Below are 19,915 nucleotides of genomic sequence, written 5' to 3' on the forward strand. Positions count from 1 at the left end.
AGGGGATCCACGTCCCCTGTTGTCGGGAGAAGGCGGCAGGTCAGTTCCTGGCTTCCGGCGCCGCGGGTCTTCCGCGGCGCCGGTCACAGTGGCGGGACCGTGCCGGATTCACACCGGCTTCCTGGGTCCTGCCGCCCGAATGATCAAGATTGCGTACAGATAGTACGGGCCGGTGCGCCTTTGGTGTGTGGCGGTGCGGCTCCTGCGCCGGTCAGTACGCCTCGACGACCTTGACGTCTTCCTCCGTGATCACGCCGTCCACGATCCGGTACGAGCGGAACTGGAACTCCCCCGCGCCGTCCGTGTCCGCCGTCGAGACGAGGACGTAGTGCGCGCCGGGCTCGTTCGCGTACGACACGTCGGTGCGTGAGGGGTAGGCCTCGGTCGCCGTGTGGGAGTGGTAGACGATCACCGGCTCCTCGTCGCGGTCGTCCATCTCGCGGTACAGCTTCAGCAGGTCCTGCGAGTCGAACTCGTAGAACGTGGGCGAGCGGGCCGCGTTCAGCATGGGGATGAAGCGCTCGGCGCGGCCGGAGCCCGCCGGGCCCGCGACCACACCGCACGCCTCGTCGGGGTGGTCGGCGCGGGCGTGCGCCACGAGCTGGTCGTACAGGGCCTGGGTGATGGTCAGCATGTCGGCAAGGATAAGCAGACGGGCCGTTCCGTATCGAGGTGCGATACGAAACGGCCCGCATGGTGAGAACGTGCTGGTCAGAGACTCAGTTGCGCTTCTCGAACGCCTTGTTCTCCGGGTTCTTGGCCTTCAGGACCAGGTAGGAGACGCCGAGGATCAGGCCCCACAGCGGTGCGCAGTACAGCGAGACGCGGGAGTCCTTGTCGATGCCCATCATCACGATGACCATGAAGATGAAGATCAGCGCGAACCAGCTGGTGTACGGGGCGCCGGGGGCGCGGAAGCTGGACTGCGGCAGGGCGCCGGCGTCCGACAGGCGGCGGTAGCGGATCTGACAGACCAGGATCATGATCCAGGCCCACATGCCGGAGATGGTGGCGAAGGAGACCACGTAGTCGAAGGCCTTGCCGGGTGCCACGTAGTTGATCCACACGCCGACCAGCATGAGCGCGGCGGAGACGGTGGTGCCGACCAGCGGGGTGCCGCTCTTGGTCAGCTTGGTGAAGACCTTGGGGCCCTGGCCGTTGAGCGCGAGGTCGCGCAGCATGCGGCCGGTGGAGTACATGCCCGAGTTGCAGGAGGAGAGCGCGGCGGTCAGCACGACGAAGTTGACGATGGCGGCGCCGACGCCGAGGCCCATCTTCTCGAAGGCGGCGACGAAGGGGCTGACGCCCGGCTGGAACTCGTGCCACGGGACGACCGAGAGGATCATGATCAGGGCGCCGATGTAGAAGACGGCGATGCGCCACGGCACGGTGTTGATGGCCTTGGGCAGGGTCTTCTCGGGGTCCTTGGACTCGCCCGCGGTCACACCGACCAGCTCGACGGCGAGGAAGGCGAACATGACGATCTGCAGGGTCATCAGCGTGCCGCCGATGCCCTTGGGGAAGAACCCGCGGTCGTTCCAGAGGTTGGCGACGGTGGCGGTGTCCGCGGCGTCGGAGAAGCCGACGGTGAGGATGCCGGCGCAGATCAGGATCATGCCGACGATGGCGGTCACCTTGACCATGGAGAACCAGAACTCCAGCTCGCCGAAGAGCTTCACGGAGATGAGGTTCACGGCGTACAGGATGAGCGTGAAGACCAGCGCGTACAGCCATTGCGGGACGTCGCTGTGGGTCCAGAAGGCCATGTACTGGGCGGCCGCGGTGACTTCGGTGATGCCGGTGACGACCCAGAAGAGCCAGTACGTCCAGCCGGTGACGAAGCCCCAGAACGGGCCGACGAACTCCCGGGCGTACTCCGAGAAGGAGCCCGACACCGGGCGGTACATGAGCAGCTCGCCGAGGGCGCGCATGATGAAGAAGATGACCAGGCCCGCGATGGCGTAGGCCAGGATGAGGCTGGGGCCGGCCTTCGAGATGGCCTTGCCCGCGCCGAGGAAGAGGCCGGTGCCGATGGCACCGCCGATCGCGATCATCTGGATCTGCCGGGCCCCGAGGCCCCGCTGGTATCCCTCGCCCGAGCCCTCGCTCGGACTGTGGGCGGTCCCCGCGGCCTCATTGCCGGCAGGACGGTCGTCGTGCTGGTCGACCTGCGCTGAGGTCATGGTGGTGCGCCTTTCTCCATGCTGACCCGCCCGCCTCGGTCACGAAGCGGCGGATCAGGTCCTGATCCCCCCGGATGTGGATGGAGTGCCACCGGCGGTCAGCCGGTCGAAGCGCCCCCGGGAGACATGGGTGGCGTCCCCGGGTGGTCGTGAAGATTTATCACGGCCTTATGGGTGATCCCTATCGGCCACTGTGGCGCACCCCACAGGAAGAAGTGGACAAAGGGGCGTCAATATGACAAAGCAGGTCGATGTGGTGACGGGATCGTTATACGGATTTGAGCGTCCGCTGAGCGAACGGCCATCTGCTGGTCGCTCGGTCAGGGCATGAGCGTTTCGATGAGTGTTTCCTGCAGCACACCCAGCCACAGATAAGCCATCACCATCGGCTTGCGCGGGTCGTCGTCGGGCAGCTGGTACAGCTCGCCGCTCTCGTCCTCGTCGGTGATGTCGAGGCGGGTGGCGATGGTCAGGCGCAGGTCGTTGAGCGCGCCCAGCCAGTGCCGGGAGTCCTCGGCGGTCAGCTTGAGGACGGCCCCGCCGTCGCCCTTGGGGCTCAGCGCGTCGAGCCCGTGCACGACCGCGAGGGCGTCGGCGCGCTTGCGCGCGCGCAGGTCGTTCTCGGTGAAGCGCCTGAACTCGGCTGATTTGGCGCGCAGTTCATCGCTCTCCTCGCTCGCGTACGCCTCGGGGAAGAGGCGGGCGAGCGCGGGGTCGGCGGGCGGCTCGCTCGGGCCCTCGGCGAACAGGGCGGCCAGCGGGTCCGCGTCCTTTTCCGGTTCATCGCCGGGCCCGATGAGTTCGAGCAGCTGGACGGCGAGCGAGCGCAGGATGGCGATCTCGACCTCGTCGAGCGCGACGGCCGCGCCGCCGCGGGGCAGGGCCTCGAAGTGCCCGGCCATCAGCCGCGGTCCTGGGTGAGCGTCGCCCACAGGCCGTAGCCGTGCATCGCCTGCACGTCCCGTTCCATCTCCTCGCGGCTGCCGCTGGAGACCACGGCCCGTCCCTTGTGGTGCACGTCGAGCATCAGCTTGTGGGCCTTGTCCTTCGAGTAGCCGAAGTAGGTCTGGAAGACGTACTGCACGTAGCTCATCAGGTTGACGGGATCGTTGTGGACGAGCGTCACCCAGGGCACATCGGGTTCGGCGACGGGCAGGCTCGACTCCGCCGACTCGGGGCGTTCGATCTCTACGGGGGCAACGCTCACGGCTCTGGGCGACCTTCGTCTCTTCTGCCGGGGGTCCGGGGCTGGCCCCGGGAATTACAGCCTGCCGGGGTCCGGGGGTCACCCCTCGGACATCACATCCTCGGCCTCCATGCTGCCACCCGGGACGGGTCATCGCACAAACGGGCCCCTAGGGCCTGTCCTGCGGATCTTGTCTCGGACGCGCGGCCCTGGCACGCCCTCCCCCAAGGCCTAATGGGCCAGGGGGACCCCCACGGCGTTGTCGTCGGTTGCCGACTCCCCCAAGTTCTCGGCTCCGCTCGAACAGGGGAGACCCCCATCGCGTCGCCGCCCTCCTCCGCCTTGCAGCTGGACGCACCAGACCCCCGCTCACCAGCATCGAAGATGCTGGGCCGCATAGCGGGCGACCAAATCCGCCGAACAGGCCCTAGAAATCGTCAGAGTGACGAGTATTCGGGGTAGCATCCCCCACATGCCCCCTTTTTCGGGGGCGATCCCCGAAACCCCGGCCGGCGTGTGCCCGGCCCGGACGAAAGTGCGAGGTGGCTCGCTGTGAATGCCCCGGACCTCGGGCTGCCGGTGGACGTGCCGTCGACCGCGCTCTTCACCGACCAGTACGAGTTCACGATGCTCCAGGCCGCCCTGAAGGCCGGCACGGCCGAGCGGCGCTCGGTCTTCGAGGTCTTCACCCGCCGCCTGCCCGAGGGTCGCCGCTACGGCGTGGTCGGCGGCACCGGGCGCGTCCTGGACGCCGTCGAGAACTTCCGCTTCGACGCGGGCGTGCTCGGCTTCCTGCGCCAAAACAAGATCGTCGACGAGCCCACCCTGCACTGGCTCTCCTCGTACCGCTTCAGCGGCGACATCTGGGGCTACCCCGAGGGCGAGGTCTACTTCCCGGGTTCGCCGATCCTGCGCGTCGAGGGCTCGTTCGCCGAGTGCGTGCTGCTCGAAACCGTGATCCTCTCGATCCTCAACCACGACTCGGCGATCGCGGCCGCGGCCTCGCGGATGGCGGCCGCGGCCGGCGGGCGCCCGCTCATCGAGATGGGCGCGCGCCGCACCCACGAGCTGTCCGCGGTCGCCTCCTCGCGAGCCGCCTACGTGGGCGGCTTCAGCTCCACCTCGGACCTCGCGGCCGGATTCCGCTACGGCATCCCGACCGTCGGCACCAGCGCGCACGCCTTCACGCTGCTCCACGACAGCGAGCGGGACGCCTTCCGGGCGCAGGTCGACTCGCTCGGCCGCGGCACGACCCTGCTGGTCGACACGTACGACGTCGCCGAGGCGGTGCGCACCGCCGTCGAGATCGCCGGGCCCGAGCTGGGCGCGGTCCGCATCGACTCCGGTGACCTGCTCCTGGTCGCCCACCGGGTGCGCCAGCAGCTCGACGAGCTCGGCGCCACCAGCACCAAGATCGTGGTCACCTCCGACCTCGACGAGTACGCCATCGCCTCGCTCGCCGCCGCCCCCGTGGACGCGTACGGGGTCGGTACCCAGCTGGTCACCGGCTCCGGGCACCCGACCTGCTCGATGGTCTACAAGCTGGTGGCCCGCGCCCAGTCCGCCGACCCGAAGGCCCCGCTGATCCCCGTCGCCAAGAAGTCGCTGGGCGCCAAGTCGTCGGTCGGCGGCCGCAAGTGGGCCGCGCGCCGCTCGGACGCGTACGGGATCGCCGAGGCCGAGGTCATCGGCACCGGTGCGGTACCGACCGCGCTCGCAGACCGCCAGCTCCTGGCCGAGCTGGTCAAGGGCGGCGCGGTGGTGGCCCGCGAGCCGCTGGAGAGCGCCCGCGAGCGGCACATCGACGCGCTGGCCGCGCTGCCGATGTCCGCGATCCAGCTGTCGCGCGGCGAGCCGGTCATCCCGACCGAGTACGTCTGAGCCGTACGGCTCCCGCATGTGGAGAGCCGGTGTCTGATCCGGGCGGGGCTCAGACACAGGCTCTCAGACACCGGCTCTGAGGTTTCCGCCCCCGTTTGCCCCCTGCCGCGCGCCGAACGAAGTCTCTACGCTCAAGGAACAGCCCCCGACCCCCGGGCCGCAGACCGAAGGACAGCCGACATGCACCGCGCCTTGATCGTCGTGGACGTCCAGAACGACTTCTGTGAGGGCGGTTCCCTCGCGGTCGCGGGCGGCTCGGACGTCGCCGCCGCGATCACCGACCTGGTGGGCCAGGCGGCCGGGTCCGCCTACCGCCACGTGGTGGCGACGCGTGACCACCACATCGACCCGGGCGCGCACTTCTCGGACGCTCCCGACTTCGAGCACTCCTGGCCCGCGCACTGCGTCGCCGGTACGGAGGGTGTGGGCTTCCACCCCAACTTCGCGCCGACGGTCGCCTGCGGCGCGGTCGACGCGGTCTTCGACAAGGGCGCGTACGCCGCCGCGTACAGCGGCTTCGAGGGGCTCGACGAGAACGGTGTCTCGCTGGCCGACTGGCTGCGGGCCCGGCAGGTCACCGAGGTCGACGTGGTCGGCATCGCCACCGACCACTGCGTGCGGGCCACCGCCCTGGACGCGGTGCGCGCCGGGTTCGCCACGCACGTGCTGCTCGACCTGACGGCCGGGGTGGCCGAGCACACCACCTCGCAGGCCCTGGAGGAGATGCGGGCGGCCGGGGTCGAGCTGTCCGGCAAGCCCGTGGTGTAGAGCGGGGCCCGCCTACTGGAGCAGGGCGCGTATCGGGTGCCAGAGCTCTTCCGTGGTCTCGGGGGCCGTGCGCCACAGCAGGCCGTCCGGATGGTGCAGTACGGCCGTGATCTCGTCCAGCGTCGGCGGCTCGGTCTGGCCGCGCAGATAGACCGCCCGCAGACCGAGGTTCCGCAGCCTGGTCAGGGCGCGGGCGCGGTTGACGGCGTGCACCAGGATGCGCACGTTCGTGCCGGGTGCGGCCGGGTTCGGCAGCGTGAGCGCGACGACCACGCTGCCGCCTGGCAGCTTGCAGAAACCTCCGCCGGGCATGCCGGACCACTCCCCCTGTAAGACGACGCGTTGGACCCGCTGTCAATAAGGACTCGTAGACGCACCTAAACACGAGCGGCCGCCGCCCCGCTAGAGGGCGACGGCCGATCATGGTTTGACCTGCGGTTTTTAAAATTACTTGATCGAGGAGCCGACCTTCACGGTGACCGTCGAGCCGTCCAGCGGCTGGTTGACGATCGAGATCCGGGTCTTGGTGTCAGGAACCTTGACGCTCCCGGTCGGGTTCTCGGCGTACCAGTAGGTGCCGTGGTGGTCGTCGAAGATCGGCACGCCCATCTGGGAGTTGATCTTCGTGGCGACGTCCGCCTTGTGCAGCGTGAAGCTGTCCGTCGGGTACCAGCTGAAGGGCGCGTCGAAGGGCTGGACCTTGTTGCGGAGCAGCGTGCCGTCGGCCCACTTGAGGGGCTTGGCGTGCGCGTCGACCGGCAGGATCAGACCCTGGCCCGGGTGGGCCGAGACGTTGTTGTCCTTCTGGGAGGTGTCCCAGAGCCAGATGAGCAGACCCTTCTGGTACGGGTAGTGCTCGACCCAGCTCGGGCGGGTGCCCGAGAAGCCGAAGTTGTACGGGCCGACCTTGAGGGTCTGGTCGAACGAGACGTACTGGCGGTTCTCCGCGATGTAGTACTGCGGGTAGTCGTTGGTGAACGACTCGCCGATGCGGGTGAAGTTCTTCGCCGTCCAGCCGTTGTCGTCGCCCTCGGCGCCGTCGGTCACGACGGCCGCGCCGTCGGCGGTGACGGTGATCGCGTCGGCCGTGAAGCCCTTGCCGCCCGCGCCGCCGTCCGTCTGGTAGCGGAAGCGGAGCTGGATCTTCTGGCCGGCGAACTTGTCGAGCGGGAACGACAGCTTCTTGTACGCGCCCGAGGCGTCGGTCAGGGCCGGCTTGTCGCTGGAGTCGCGGGTGATGGCCTTGCCGTCGGCGGTGCCGTCGATCGCGTTCCAACTGGCGCCGTTGTCCGTGGAGACCTCGGTGTAGAGGAAGTCGTAGTCCTTCTCGATGTCCCACCAGCCCGAAAGGTCCAGGGACGCCTTGGACTTGCCGGTCAGGTCGAGGCCGCGGGTCAGGGTGTTGTTGAGGTTGTCACCCATGCCGCTCCACCACTGCTTGGAGCCCTCGGCGGGCTTCACGACGGTGGTGGTGACTTCCTTCTTGGGCAGCTCCACGACAAGCGCCTGCTTGTCCTTGGTGTTGTACTCGGAGACGCCCAGTTTGACCGTCTTGTCCGTACCGGCCTTCACCGTCTCGGCGTTGAGCCAGCCGAGCTGGAGCTTGTCCCAGGCGGTCATGTCGCCCGGCATGTCTCCGATGGAGTCCTTGCCGGTGCCGAGCCAGGAGCCCGCCGACATCAGCGACCAGAAACCGACCGAGTTCTCCGCGGTGTTGGTGGTGTCGTAGAGGTCCGGCAGACCGAGGTCGTGGCCGTACTCGTGGGCGAAGACGCCGAGGCCGCCGTTCTCCGGCTGCATCGTGTAGTCGCCGACCCACATCCCGGTGTCGCCGATCTGCGTGCCGCCGGCCTTGTTGTTCGCCGGGCCGGTCTTGCCCGCGTCCGTGCCGTACGCGTACCAGCGGTGCGCCCACAGGGCGTTGGTGCCCTGGGCGCCGCCGCCCGCCGACTCGTCCTCGCCGGCGTGCACGATCTGGAAGTGGTCGATGTAGCCGTCGGGCTCGTTGAAGTTGCCGTTGTTGTTGTAGTCGTTGCGGTCCCACTGGTCGTACTGAGCCAGGGTCGCCTTGATCTCCGCGTCCGTCTGGCCCTTGGCCTTCTGGTCGGCGACCCAGGCGTTCACGCCGTCGCGGACGGCGTCCCACACGTTGGCGCAGTTGGTCTGGCCGCAGTAGTTGGAGCCGTAGCGGGCCTCGTTGTACGGGATCTTGACCCAGTCGGTGACCTGGCCGTCGACCGAGTAGCGCCCCGAGGAGGTCTTCTCGTAGTACGTCTTCAGCGAGTTGACGCCCTGGCCCGTACCGAAGTACAGGTCCTGGTAGTGCTTCTGGTTGTAGTCGGCCTGCCAGGCCGTGGAGTTGTCCTTCGCCCGGTCGGGCTTGGCTATCTGGTTGTGCGCCGGGCCGGGGGTGCCGCCGTACTTGGGCTGCGGCGGCTTGGGTCCGGCGGGGCCGTCCGGGTCGTACATCGTGGTGTTGTCGACCTGGTCGCCGAAGTCCACCAGGATCGTGAAGATCTTGTCGGTCTTCTGCCGGCCGAGCTCGACGTACTTGTTGTCGTCGAGCTTGACGACGTTGGAGCCGTCCTTCTTCTCGACCGTCTTCTTGCCGGAGATGACCTGCTCCAGCGCCGCCTGGCGCTGCTGGGCCTGCTGGTCGCTGAACGGGCCCTTGAGGTTGTGCTCCTGACCCTTGGCCGTGGACGGGTCTTGGCGGACTACGGGTGCCGGAGCCTTCGAGTCCGCCTGGGCCGTGGCGTATGCCGAGCCCGTGGCGCCGGCCGTGGCGAGAGCCACGAGCACGGCGGCGGCTCTTGCCGCCTTCCTGCTGCTGGTCACTTGATGTTTTCCTCCCCCGCGGCCGGCAGGAACCGGGGGGTGAGGGACTGGTTCCGGTGCGCGACACGCGTCTCAAGTGACGACATTGGACCGGAGTTACCAAAGAAAAGACAGATCTTGACTTGTTTGTGCCAAGTACATTATGCAGTAGGCGAGTTCCGCTATCCGAACGTGACACTTGTGCTAACAGACCGGGACAACCGGTGCGCACGTCTCGCCATCCGGACGGCGCCGCCTCGCGGAATGACTCCGTGCGCCCCCTGTGCACCGGCACCGTGGGTTAGGTCACGCTTACCAACAGTTCCGCTCGGGCATGGACCGTCGTAGAGTCGCTTGACAGTGCGATCCGGCTGCCAGGTCTGCCGGTTGAGAACCGTTGAGAGGCCCACCCCTATCCGAACCATGAGGACGGATAACGCCATGCCGCGTCCCACTGCCGCACAGCTCTCCTACGGTTCGGCCACCGTCGTCTTCTCGACCGTCGCCATGCTGCTGCTCTCGCGCACCGAGTCCGGGGTCGGGGTGGCCGTCATCGTGCTCGCGGCCCTGCTGCTCGGCCTGCTCGTCGCCGTCACCGTCCCCATGCCGCTGCCCCGCCGGGCGCGCGCGGACGCGAACGCCGACGGCCGCACGGTCCTGGCCGGCGGCGCGGCACCGGTGAACCGTGCGGCCGTCGTGGAGACTTCCGCCGCCCTGAGCGTTCCGGCCCTCCGCGAACAGCGGACGGCCACGCGCGAGCACTCACTGCGTGGTTGAGACCACCACCGTCTTGCCGGCCTTGTCGTGCCAGCCCTGCCGGTACGGCTTGTCCGCCACGATTGTGATCATCAGGATGATGTCCCACAGGCAGTAGCAGCAGATCACGAACGGCGCCCAGAGCACGGCGGCCCGGGCGAGCGCCGCGTTGGAAGTGGGCACACTGCCGTCGTTGAGCATCGCGACCCGCAGCCCCAACCACTTCTTGCCGAGCGTCTGACCGGACTTGGACACCATCAGGGTGTCGTAGCCGATGTAGGCGACGAGCGAGATCAGCAGCCACAGCAGCCCGCTGCCGGAGTACGCCTTGCTGACCACCTCGGTGCCGGAGTCGCTGTTGTTCGTGGAGATGACGAAGCGGTTGCTGGTCCCCCACTCGATCAGGCCGAGCGGGACCGCGATGATGAGGAAGTCGAGGAAGCGGGCCAGGAACCGCTTGCCGTAGTCGGCGAGCGGCGGCATCCCGGCCAGCGGATCGACACCGCCGTACCCGCCCCCGTAGGGGTCGGAGGGCGGCGGGGCGCTGCCGTACGGCGAGCCACCACCGGGGGGAGGCGGCCCGCCGTACGGACCGCCGCCGCCGACGGGGGGCGGCGGAGCACCGTAGGGCCCGGCACCGCCGGGCGGCGGGCCCGAGCCGTAGGGGGAGTCACCACCCGGCGGCCCGGCGGGCGGCGGCTGCGAGCCGCCGTGGGGAGAACCGCTCTGCGGAGGCTCTGGCGGCTTCTTGAGGAACGGGTCGTCCTCGGGCGGCTGACCGGGCGGCGGCTGATCGGTGCTCATGCCGGTAGTGCACCGCGCGCGCGAGGCCCCCGCAACGGTACGGGCGCCGTTCGAGGGACGGCCCGGCCCGAATGCGCCGGGGGTCTCAGCCCTGCGCGACGAACGTGCGGGCCGCCTTGTCGTGCCAGCACTGGCGCCACGGACGGTCGAACAGGCACCACGCCACGTTGACCACGCCCACCGCGAGCAGCCCGAGGACCCCGTAGACCAGCCAGCGGCGCACCGCCTGACCGAACGTCGGCGGCTCGTACGACTCGATGCCGCGCACCTGCACCCCGCACAGCTTCTTGCCGAGCGTGCGGCCCCACTTGGCGGTGGGCAGCGCCTCGTACAGCAGGCCGAGGACGAGGAAGGCGCCGAGGACGATGCCGAGGAAGCCCGCGGTCGTGCCGTCGAGGAGGTAGACGGTGACCGTCCGCCCCGACAGCTTCGCCGCGTCGATCTTCTCCTGGATGTGGTCGGTGACCTGCGGGACGAGCGGTACGGCGAGACCCGCGACGGCGCCGCCGAGCAGCACGGTGTCGACGAGCCGCGCGACAAGCCGCCTGCCGAGCCCGGCGGGCCTGGCCGAGGCCTGCGCCTGGGCGGCCGCGAGGAACGGGTCGGCGACCGGGGGCTTCCACGGCACGACCGGCTCGGAGGCCTGCGGCTCGGGCTGGGCGAGCTGGTGCACCTGCTGCGCCCAGGACGCGGCCCCTCCCCCGGGCCCCGCCGTCATGGGCGATCCGGGCACGGCGGGATGGGGCTGTGCCTGGTGCGGCTGTACGGGAGGAGCGGGCTGCGCGGCACCCGGCTCCATGAGCCTGGCCTGCGGCGGCTGCTGCGGCTGGGCGGGCGCGGCGTACGGGCCGCCCGGTGTCGCCGGGCGGACCGGGGCGGCCGGGGCGGGCAGTTGGGGCCGCGCGGGCGGCGGTTCCACGGCGGCGGGCGGCATCGCCCCCGCGAGCCGCGCGCCCTGCTGCTGATGCGGCACCGATCCACCGGGCCGTACGGGGGCCGCCGGCTGCGAAGGCGGTACGGGTCCGGGCCGCCGGGGGTCGGGAAGGCGGCGCGGGTCGGCCGCTTCGGGCAGGCCGCGCGGATCGACCGGCTGTCCCCAGGAGACCCGGCGGTCCTGGTCGCCACCGAAGCCGGACTGGTGGGCGGCGTCCGCGCGCCAGGCGGGCTGCGGCCGGGCGCCCTGGTCCTGCGCGGCGGGCGCGGCCTCGGGCTCGTCGAGGAAGACCGGGCCGGTCTCCTCGGCGGGGTTCGGGTTCGCCACGGCCGGCGGCGCGGAGGCGAGGGAGGGGGCCGGGGCGGGGGCGGCGCCCGGCGGCGGGGTGGGCGGCGCCTCACCCGCGGCGGGGGCGGGCCGGCTCGTGCCGGGCACCCAGGAGACCCCGTTCCAGTACCGGACATATCCGGGAATGGAGGGGTCCGGGTAATACCCTTCCCGGGCTACGCTCCCGCCACTGTCAGGAGGAACCGTCGCCATGTCCCCAACTCCGTTCCGATCCAGCACACTTGATCTCTACCGCGGTACGCCGCCCGGCCCTGACACCGACCGGCCGCTTCCGCTTGTCCCAGGAGGACATTAGGGCCTCCCCGGTGGGTCCTGCAGGGGCACGCGGGGTCTGGCACGCACATCTGCGGCGTTGTCGTCGGTTGCCGACGCTCCGCGTCGCCGCCCTCCTCCGCCTTGCAGCTGCACGCACCAGGCCCCGCTCAGCCGTGACGAGAAGCCTGGCCCACTGCGCCCAGCCGGACCCATCGGACAGACCCTAACCAAGAACCCCGGGCCCGTAGGAAGAAGCCGGGGAGGAAGCCCGCGTACGGGCGACGTCGGCGCGGCGCGGGGCGGAGTGGGACCGGGCTTCGCCGCCTGGTCCGACCAGTGCGTACAGTCGTGGCGGATCGAACTGGTGCACCCGGCCCGGCCGGTCAGGAAAGTGAGTGAGCAATGCGCGTGGGGCCCGGCCGAACCGGTCACGACGAACCGGCCGTCGGTTCCCCGGCGGGGGCGCCTCCGTTACGGCGGGCCTGGACGGCGGTCGCGGCCTTCGCGGCGGTCCGCGCGCTCGGCCTGCTGGTCCTCGCCCTCTGGTCCCGCGCCGGCGGAAGCGACGCCCACGCACTGCTGTCCGCGCGCTGGGACTCGCTCTGGTACGTGCGGGTCGCCGAGTCCGGCTACGACTTCACGCTGACCGCGCCCGACGGCCGGGTCCTGTCCGACATGGCGTTCTTCCCGCTGCTTCCCTGGCTGGAGCAGGCCGTCGCCGCGGTGAGCCCGCTCGGCCCGGGCGACGCGGGACTGCTCATCAGCGGCCTCGCGGGGCTTGCCGCCGCCTGGGCCATGTATCTGATAGGCCATCAGATACATGGCCATCGGGCGGGGCTCCTCCTGGTGACGCTGTGGGCGGCGGTCCCGGTCGGGATCGTCGAGTCGATGGCGTACAGCGAGGCCCTCTTCGTCGCGCTCGCCGCCTGGGCGCTGTACGCGGTTCTCAGGCATCGCTGGATCGAGGCCGGGCTCCTCGCGTCGCTGGCGGGGCTCACCCGTCCGGTGGGGCTCGCGGTCGCCGCCGCGCTGTGGGCGGGCGCCGCGGTCGAGGCCCGGCGCACCCGGCGCATCGGGGCGCGGATGCTCACCGGGGCGCTGCTCGCCCCGCTCGGCGCGGCGGGCTACGTCCTGTGGGTCGGGCTGCGCCGGGGCAACCCGCTGGCCTATCTCGACGTCCAGGCCGAGTGGGGCAACGGCTTCGACGGGGGCCTGGCGTACGGGAAGTTCATCGTGGCCCACCTCGGCGGCTGGCCCGTGGTGCTCGCGGGGCTCGGCCTGGTCGCGGGCACCGCGCTGGCGCTCTGGGCGTACTGGGCGTGTGTGCGCGGGCGCCAGCCGCTCCCGCTGCTCGTCTACACCGGCATCGTGATGGCCCTCGCGCTGTGCTCGTCGGGCTACTTCGGCTCGAAGCCCCGGCTGCTGCTTCCGGCCTTCCCGCTGCTGCTTCCGGTGGCGCTCGCACTGTCCCGGGTGCGCGCGGCGCGGGCGGTGGCGGTGGTCGCCGTCCTCGCGCTCGGCTCGGCGGTGTACGGCGCGAGCTGGCTCAACGGCTCGGGTCCGCCGTGAGGCGGGCCGGTGCGCGGCCCCGGTCGCCCGCCTTCGGACCGCTCGGCAAGGCCGCTCAAAAAAGTTTTTCGGAAAAGCGTCCCGAAGTCGCGTCATGACCACGGGGGAACGCGCTCTCACCTGTACGGCCCGCGCCCGGGCCTCGTACCGCACGTACGGGCTCGTCCTGCGAACCCGTACAGGGAAAGGGAAGAGAGACGCCTCATGCACACCGTGGTGGAACGCGAACTGGAGCTCAAACTGGTGCTGTCGCCCGAGCGCAGCATCCCCGTACCGGCCCGGCTGACCTACCGCACCGACGACCCGTACGCCGTGCACATCACCTTCCACATCGGCTCGGACGTCCCCGTCAACTGGACCTTCGCGCGCGAGCTCCTGGTCGAGGGGGTGTTCCGGCCGTGCGGTCACGGCGACGTGCGGATCTGGCCGACCAAGGTCGAGGGCCGCAGCGTGATCCTGATGGCGCTGACCTCGCCGGACGGCGACGCGCTGCTCGAAGCGCCGGCCGCGCAGGTCTCGGCGTGGCTGGAGCGGACGCTGCGGGTGGTGCCGCCGGGTTCTGAGACCGAGCAGCTCGGCATCGACGACGGCCTGGCCGAGCTGCTCGCACCGACCACCGGCCGCGGCGCCGTGGACGAGCTGTGGCTGCGCGACCCGTGGCCCTCCGACGAGTCCCGGCCGGAGGAGGGTGCGTGAGGGGCCGCGTTCAGAACAGCTTGCCCGGATTCAGCAGGCCCAGGGGGTCGAAGGCGTGCTTCACCGCGCGCTGCATCTCGATACCCACCGGACCGAGCTCGCGGGCCAGCCATTCCTTCTTGAGTACGCCGACGCCGTGTTCGCCGGTGATGGTGCCGCCCAGTTCCAGACCGAGCGCCATGATCTCGTCGAACGACTCGCGGGCGCGCCGCGACTCGTCCTCGTCGGCGGCGTCGAAGCAGACCACGGGGTGGGTGTTGCCGTCGCCCGCGTGCGCGCAGACGCCGATGGTCAGCCCGTACTTGGCGGCGATGGCGGAGGTGCCTTCGAGCATCGCGGCGAGCCGGGAGCGCGGCACGCACACGTCGTCGATCATCGTCGCCGACTTGATCGTTTCGAGGGCGGTGAGCGACAACCGCCGTGCTTGGAGCAGGAGTTCGGACTCGGCGACATCCTCGGCCGGGACCACCTCGGTGGCGCCCGCGGCGGTGCACAGCTCGCCGACGGCCGCGAGGTCGGCGGCCGCGTCCGGGGTGTCGAAGGCGGCGAGCAGCAGCGCCTCGGTGCTGTCCGGCAGACCCATGTTGGCCATGCGGTTGACGGCCTGGATGGTGGTGCGGTCCATGAGTTCGAGCAGCGACGGGGCGTGCCCGCGCTCCATGATCCGTACGACGGCCTCGCAGGCGGCCGCGGCCGAGCCGAACTCGGCGGCAAGCGCCAGCTGCGGCGGCGGCGCGGGGCGCAGGGCGAGCACCGCCTTCACCACGATGCCGAGGCTGCCCTCGGAGCCGACGAAGAGCCGGGTCAGGTCGTACCCGGCGACGCCCTTGGCGGTGCGCCGCCCGGTGCTCATGAGCCGCCCGTCGGCGAGCACGACCTCAAGGCCGAGGACGTACTCCGCGGTCACCCCGTACTTCACACAGCACAGACCGCCGGACGCGGTGCCGATGTTCCCGCCGATGGTGCACATCTCCCAACTGGAGGGATCCGGCGGGTAGTAGAGCCCGTGTTCATGGACCGCGCGCGACAGTACGGCGTTGACGACGCCGGGCTCGACGACCGCGACCCGGTCGACCGGGTTGATCTCCAGGATGCGGTCCATCTTGACCAGGGACAGGACGATGCAGCCGTCGCTGGCGTTGGCCGCGCCGGACAGGCCGGTGCGCGCGCCCTGCGGCACGACGGGCACGCGCAGTGCCGTCGCCGTGCGCATCACGTGCTGGACCTGCTCGGCGGTGCGCGGCAGCACGACCACGGCCGGGCTGCCCGCGGCGCAGAAGCTCGCCATGTCGTGCGCGTAGGAACCGGTGATGTCGGGGTCGGTGATGACGGCGTCCGCCGGGAGTCCCTCACGCAGCCGTTCGAGAAGATCGTCCATGCCTTCAGCCTGGCACTCGGGGGCCATCGGTGTGAACCCTTTCCCCGGTCGGTCGGGCGGGACCGGGTGCGCTCTTCGTATTGACGCACAGTGAGCGCCATGGAGATCGCGAAGACCGAACAGGATGCGGACGCGGCACACCGGGCGGCCTGGATGTCGGCGGCGGCCGCGGCCGGGCGGACCTCGCCGCCGGCCGGGCCGCCGCCGGCCCTGAAGCGGGCCGTCCTGGTGGGGCTGGCGGCGGCCGTGCTGATCGGCGGCGTCCTGCTGATCATGCCGGACGAGGGGCCGAAGGCGCCGCCCGCCCCGGGCCCGGCGGCCCGGGCCCTGACGGCGGTCGCCTCCGGGGCGCCCGCCTCCCTGGGCGACGTGACGGCGCTCATCACCGACCGGGCCGACTGGGTGCGCACCCATCCGACGGACGCCGCGTCGTGGGCGGTGCTCGGCTCCGCCTATCTGGAGCGCGGGGTGCGGGGCGCCGACTCCTCGTTCTACCCGCGCGCCGAGTGGGCGCTGCGGCGCTCGCTCCAGGTGCGGCCGAAGGACAACCTGGATGCCGAGACCGGGCTCGCGGCGCTCGCCAACGCCCGGCACGACTACGCCTCGGCGCGCACCCTGGCCGAGGGCGTACGCGCCCGCAAGGCGGATCGGTGGACGCTCTACCCCGCGCTGATCGAGGCGTACAACGGGCTCGGTGACGCGAAGTCCGCCGCCCAGGCGGTGGAGAAGCTGCTCGAACTCCGGGGCGGTACGGCCGCGTTGACCCAGGCGGCCGAGGTCTACCGCGAGCACGGCTGGCGCGAGGACGCCTCGGCCGCGCTCGACGAGGCGCTCGGGCACGCCACGTCGCCCGCGCAGAAGGCGGCCACGCTGGTGGCGGTGGGCGATCTCGCGTGGGAGCGGGGCGAGCCGCAGGCGGCGATCGCGCACTACGACGCGGCGCTGCGCACCGATCCGGGCACGCACGAGGCGCTGGCGGGCCGGGCCCGCGCCAAGGTCGCGCTCGGCCAACAGGCGGACGCCCAGCGCGACTACCTGGCGGCGATCGCCGTACTGCCGCGCCCCGAATACCTCCTGGGACTGGGCGAGTTGTACGAGTCGCAGGGTCTGGACGGCGATGCGCGGACCTGGTTCGACAAGCTGCGCGAGCTGGCCGAGCGGGACGAGTCCAACGGGGTGGACGACTCCTTGGTGCTTGGCCGCTTCGAGGCCGACCACGGGGCCCCGCGCACCGCCCTCGACCGGCTCGAAGCCGAGTGGAAGACGCATCCGAGCGCGGCCGCGGAGGACGCGCTGGGCTGGGCGATGTACCGGTCGGGCGAGACGGAGGAGGCGCTGGTCCACGCGCGCAAGGCGACCGACTCGGGGGTGCGCGACGCCCTGTTCTCCTACCACCAGGCCGTCATCGAGCGCGATCTCGGCCAGTTCGGCGCGGCCCGCCGCCACTTCCAGGACACGCTGCGCACCAACCCGTACTTCTCGCCGGTGCTCGCGCCGAAGGCGAACGAGGCGCTCGCGGCGCTCGGCGAGCCGCCGGAGGGTGGCCCGAAGGACATGTACGGCTATGTGGCGGCGGCCGCCGAGGCGGCGGCCTCCTCCAACGCGGCCTCGCCGCCGGCGAGTTCGCCGGGTTCGACGGGTTCGTCGAATTCATCGGGTTCGGCGAGTTCGTCGAGTGCGGGGTCGAGCTCGAACTCGGGGCCGAAGCGGCCGGTCAAGCCCCGCAAGCAGAGGCGGCGCCGCTGAGCGGGAGTGAGAGCGGACGAAAAGAGCCGCGGCCCCACGGGTCAGGTCCGTGGGGCCGCAGACTAATGACGGTAACTCAATTACCGTACGCGCGTGACCAGTTGCAGGTCAGAGGTTGCCGCGCTTCTCCTGCTCGCGCTCGATCGCCTCGAAGAGCGCCTTGAAGTTGCCCTTGCCGAAGCCCATGGAACCGTGCCGCTCGATCATCTCGAAGAAGACGGTCGGGCGGTCCTGCACCGGCTTGGTGAAGATCTGCAGCAGGTAGCCGTCCTCGTCGCGGTCGACCAGGATCTTCAGCTCACGCAGCGTCTCCACCGGCACCCGGGTCTCGCCGGCCCACTCGCCGAGGGTGTCGTAGTACGAGTCGGGGGTGTCCAGGAACTGCACGCCCGCGGCCCGCATGGCCTTCACCGAGGCGACGATGTCGTTGGTGGCGAGCGCGATGTGCTGGACGCCGGGGCCGCCGTAGAACTCCAGGTACTCGTCGATCTGCGACTTCTTCTTGGCGATGGCCGGCTCGTTGAGCGGGAACTTCACCTTGAGGGTGCCGTCGGCGACGACTTTCGACATGAGCGCGGAGTACTCGGTGGCGATGTCGTCGCCCACGAACTCCTTCATGTTGGTGAAGCCCATGACGTTGTTGTAGAACGCCACCCACTCGTTCATCTTGCCGAGTTCGACGTTGCCGACGCAGTGGTCGATCGCCTGGAAGAAGCGCTTGGGCGTCTCGACCATCGGCGCGGCCTCGACGAAGCCCGGCAGGTAGGGGCCGGTGTAGCCGGAGCGCTCGACCAGGGTGTGCCGGGTCTTGCCGTACGTGGCGATCGCGGCGAGGACGACGGTGCCGTGCTCGTCGGAGACCTCGTGCGGCTCCTCCAGGCCGGTGGCACCGTGCTCGGTGGCGTACTTGTACGCGGCCCGCGCGTCCGGCACCTCGATGGCGAGGTCCACCACGCCGTCGCCGTGCTCGGCGACGTGCTCGGCCAGGAAGCGGCCCCGGTCGGTGGCGGTCTTGATGACGGAGGTGAACACGAAGCGGGCTGCGCCGCTGGTCAGCACGTAGCTGGCGGTCTCGCGGCTGCCGTTCTCCGGTCCCGAGTAGGCGACCAGCTTCATGCCGAAGGCCGTCGAGTAGTAGTGCGCGGCCTGCTTGGCGTTGCCCACGGCGAAGACGACCGCGTCCATGCCCTTCACCGGGAAGGGGTCGGCCTGTCGCGCGGATTCGGGGGTGTGATGCATGGTCTCAGTCATGGCGGCAGAGTCCCTCTGTCCGGCAAGCTGCGCAATAGTTCGCGTTTTCACTGGTCAATCCGTACAGCGACTGGCCAGTATGGGGAGGCGTTCTGTACATGATGACCATCCGGAGGCGGCCATGGCGATCGATCATCTGGACGGGCGGCTGATCGTGCTGCTCGCGCGGGAGCCCCGGATCGGGGTCCTGGAGGCGTCGCGGCGGCTCGGGGTCGCGCGCGGCACGGTCCAGGCACGCCTCGACCGGCTTCAGTCGAATGGAGTCATCCGGGGCTTCGGCCCGGACGTCGATCCGGCGGCGCTCGGCTACCCGGTCACGGCGTTCGCCACGCTGGAGATCAAACAGGGCCAGGGGGCGGACGTACGGGCCCACTTGGGAGGCGTGCCCGAGGTTCTGGAGCTGCACACGACCACGGGGCACGGCGACATGCTGTGCCGTCTGGTGGCCCGCTCCAACGCCGATCTCCAACGTGTGATCGACCGGGTTGTCGGTTTTGATGGCATCGTCCGGGCCTCCACGGCGATCGTCATGGAGAACCCGGTCCCGCTGCGGATCATCCCGCTGGTGGAGCAGGCGGCTCAGGACTCCGCCCCCGGCGGTGCCTGACCCGGGACCGACAGGGGTGAGCACGCGTGGGTTTCTGGGACTACCTGTCCAGCAGGCACCAGCAGCTGCTCACCGACGCCCTCCAGCACGCGAGCGCGGTGTTCCAGTGCATGGTGATCGCGACCGTACTCGGCATCGTGATCGGCGTGGTGACGTACCGCAGCGGCTGGGCGGCGGGCCTGGCGATCACGTCGACCTCGTCGATCCTCACCATCCCCTCGCTCGCCATGATCGGTCTGCTGATCCCGCTGGTGGGCCTGGGCGTGGCGCCCACCGTCGTGACCCTGACCCTGTACGGGCTCCTGCCGATCGTCCGGAACTCGATCGTGGGCCTGCGTGGCGTCGACCCCTCGCTGGTGGACGCGGCCAAGGGCATTGGGATGTCGCGCCTCGCGCGGCTGCTGCGGGTCGAACTCCCGCTGGCCTGGCCGCCGATCCTCACCGGCATCCGGGTCTCCACGCAGATGCTGATGGGCATCGCGGCGATCGCGGCGTACGCCTCGGGCCCCGGGCTCGGCAACGAGATCTTCCGTGGGATCGCCTCGCTCGGCAGCGCCAACGCCATCAACCAGGTGCTCGCGGGCACCCTCGGCATCGTGGTGCTCGCCCTGCTCTTCGACGCGGCGTACGTACTGATCGGCCGTCTCACCATCCCGAGGGGGATCCGTGTCTGAGCGATCCGTGTCTGAGGGATCCGTGCCTGAGCGATCCGAGTCCGAGCGATCCGAGTCCGAGC

Annotated in this window: 18 protein-coding genes and 1 riboswitch; of the genes, 8 read left to right on the plus strand and 10 right to left on the minus strand. The window is 70.4% G+C overall.

Annotated features, from left to right (window positions below; genetic code table 11):
• Positions 1-21: 21 nt before the first annotated feature.
• A riboswitch (cobalamin riboswitch) is annotated at positions 22-147 on the minus strand.
• A gap of 64 nt (positions 148-211) precedes the next feature.
• The 4 genes from ACWC2B_RS04100 to clpS form a co-directional block, all read right to left on the minus strand.
• Positions 212-634 (minus strand): Mov34/MPN/PAD-1 family protein, encoded by a 423-nt coding sequence (locus ACWC2B_RS04100; protein WP_450714852.1) that lies wholly within the window; start codon positions 632-634, stop codon positions 212-214.
• An 85-nt stretch (positions 635-719) separates the two neighbouring features.
• Positions 720-2,183 carry an amino acid permease gene (locus tag ACWC2B_RS04105; protein WP_450714853.1) on the minus strand — a complete coding sequence of 488 codons (1,464 nt, stop codon included), beginning with the start codon at positions 2,181-2,183 and terminating at the stop codon, positions 720-722.
• Between the two features lie 320 nt (positions 2,184-2,503).
• On the minus strand, positions 2,504-3,085 hold the full coding sequence (locus ACWC2B_RS04110; protein WP_450714854.1) for a DUF2017 domain-containing protein: 582 nt from the start codon (positions 3,083-3,085) through the stop codon (positions 2,504-2,506).
• On the minus strand, positions 3,085-3,390 hold the full coding sequence (clpS, locus tag ACWC2B_RS04115) for an ATP-dependent Clp protease adapter ClpS (RefSeq protein WP_393136623.1): 306 nt from the start codon (positions 3,388-3,390) through the stop codon (positions 3,085-3,087). The genes ACWC2B_RS04110 and clpS overlap by 1 nt, the downstream gene beginning before the upstream one ends.
• A gap of 531 nt (positions 3,391-3,921) precedes the next feature.
• Between clpS and ACWC2B_RS04120 the strand changes: the two genes are divergently transcribed.
• Both ACWC2B_RS04120 and ACWC2B_RS04125 read left to right on the plus strand, forming a co-directional pair.
• Positions 3,922-5,250, plus strand: a complete 1,329-nt coding sequence (locus ACWC2B_RS04120) for a nicotinate phosphoribosyltransferase (RefSeq protein ID WP_450714855.1) — start codon at positions 3,922-3,924, stop codon at positions 5,248-5,250.
• A 180-nt stretch (positions 5,251-5,430) separates the two neighbouring features.
• Positions 5,431-6,018, plus strand: a complete 588-nt coding sequence (locus ACWC2B_RS04125) for an isochorismatase family protein (protein WP_450714856.1) — start codon at positions 5,431-5,433, stop codon at positions 6,016-6,018.
• A gap of 12 nt (positions 6,019-6,030) precedes the next feature.
• Here ACWC2B_RS04125 and ACWC2B_RS04130 read toward each other — a convergent pair whose 3' ends face one another.
• Together ACWC2B_RS04130 and ACWC2B_RS04135 are read right to left on the minus strand one after the other, a co-directional pair.
• Entirely contained in the window at positions 6,031-6,330 is a 300-nt protein-coding gene (locus ACWC2B_RS04130) for a hypothetical protein (protein WP_450714857.1), read from the minus strand.
• Between the two features lie 135 nt (positions 6,331-6,465).
• Positions 6,466-8,856 (minus strand): immune inhibitor A domain-containing protein, encoded by a 2,391-nt coding sequence (locus tag ACWC2B_RS04135; protein WP_450714858.1) that lies wholly within the window; start codon positions 8,854-8,856, stop codon positions 6,466-6,468.
• Between the two features lie 420 nt (positions 8,857-9,276).
• Between ACWC2B_RS04135 and ACWC2B_RS04140 the strand changes: the two genes are divergently transcribed.
• Complete coding sequence (locus tag ACWC2B_RS04140) at positions 9,277-9,612, plus strand: hypothetical protein (RefSeq protein ID WP_450714859.1); 336 nt, start codon at positions 9,277-9,279, stop codon at positions 9,610-9,612.
• On the opposite strand, the gene ACWC2B_RS04145 is transcribed toward ACWC2B_RS04140, so the two are convergent.
• Both ACWC2B_RS04145 and ACWC2B_RS04150 read right to left on the minus strand, forming a co-directional pair.
• A complete protein-coding gene (locus tag ACWC2B_RS04145; protein WP_450714860.1) occupies positions 9,598-10,395 on the minus strand; it encodes an RDD family protein in 798 nt (265 codons plus the stop codon). The genes ACWC2B_RS04140 and ACWC2B_RS04145 overlap by 15 nt on opposite strands.
• A gap of 85 nt (positions 10,396-10,480) precedes the next feature.
• Positions 10,481-11,869, minus strand: a complete 1,389-nt coding sequence (locus ACWC2B_RS04150) for an RDD family protein (protein ID WP_450714861.1) — start codon at positions 11,867-11,869, stop codon at positions 10,481-10,483.
• 465 nt (positions 11,870-12,334) lie between these two features.
• Here ACWC2B_RS04150 and ACWC2B_RS04155 point away from each other — a divergent pair, with 465 nt between their 5' ends.
• Positions 12,335-13,501 (plus strand): hypothetical protein, encoded by a 1,167-nt coding sequence (locus tag ACWC2B_RS04155; RefSeq protein ID WP_450714862.1) that lies wholly within the window; start codon positions 12,335-12,337, stop codon positions 13,499-13,501.
• Between the two features lie 204 nt (positions 13,502-13,705).
• On the plus strand, positions 13,706-14,197 hold the full coding sequence (locus ACWC2B_RS04160; protein ID WP_450714863.1) for an SsgA family sporulation/cell division regulator: 492 nt from the start codon (positions 13,706-13,708) through the stop codon (positions 14,195-14,197).
• A 10-nt stretch (positions 14,198-14,207) separates the two neighbouring features.
• Here the strand turns inward: ACWC2B_RS04160 and ACWC2B_RS04165 are convergent, their stop codons facing one another.
• Entirely contained in the window at positions 14,208-15,575 is a 1,368-nt protein-coding gene (locus tag ACWC2B_RS04165) for an FAD-binding oxidoreductase (protein ID WP_450714864.1), read from the minus strand.
• Positions 15,576-15,674: 99 nt separating this feature from the next.
• Here ACWC2B_RS04165 and ACWC2B_RS04170 point away from each other — a divergent pair, with 99 nt between their 5' ends.
• Positions 15,675-17,321, plus strand: a complete 1,647-nt coding sequence (locus ACWC2B_RS04170) for a tetratricopeptide repeat protein (protein ID WP_450714865.1) — start codon at positions 15,675-15,677, stop codon at positions 17,319-17,321.
• A gap of 108 nt (positions 17,322-17,429) precedes the next feature.
• On the opposite strand, the gene hppD is transcribed toward ACWC2B_RS04170, so the two are convergent.
• Entirely contained in the window at positions 17,430-18,572 is a 1,143-nt protein-coding gene (gene hppD / locus ACWC2B_RS04175) for a 4-hydroxyphenylpyruvate dioxygenase (protein ID WP_450714866.1), read from the minus strand.
• Positions 18,573-18,693: 121 nt separating this feature from the next.
• Here hppD and ACWC2B_RS04180 point away from each other — a divergent pair, with 121 nt between their 5' ends.
• Entirely contained in the window at positions 18,694-19,179 is a 486-nt protein-coding gene (locus tag ACWC2B_RS04180) for an Lrp/AsnC family transcriptional regulator (protein WP_450714867.1), read from the plus strand.
• Between the two features lie 26 nt (positions 19,180-19,205).
• Positions 19,206-19,853 carry an ABC transporter permease gene (locus ACWC2B_RS04185; RefSeq protein WP_450714868.1) on the plus strand — a complete coding sequence of 216 codons (648 nt, stop codon included), beginning with the start codon at positions 19,206-19,208 and terminating at the stop codon, positions 19,851-19,853.
• The last annotated feature ends 62 nt before the right edge of the window (positions 19,854-19,915 follow it).

The sequence above is a fragment of the Streptomyces sp. NPDC001415 genome, assembly GCF_053597395.1.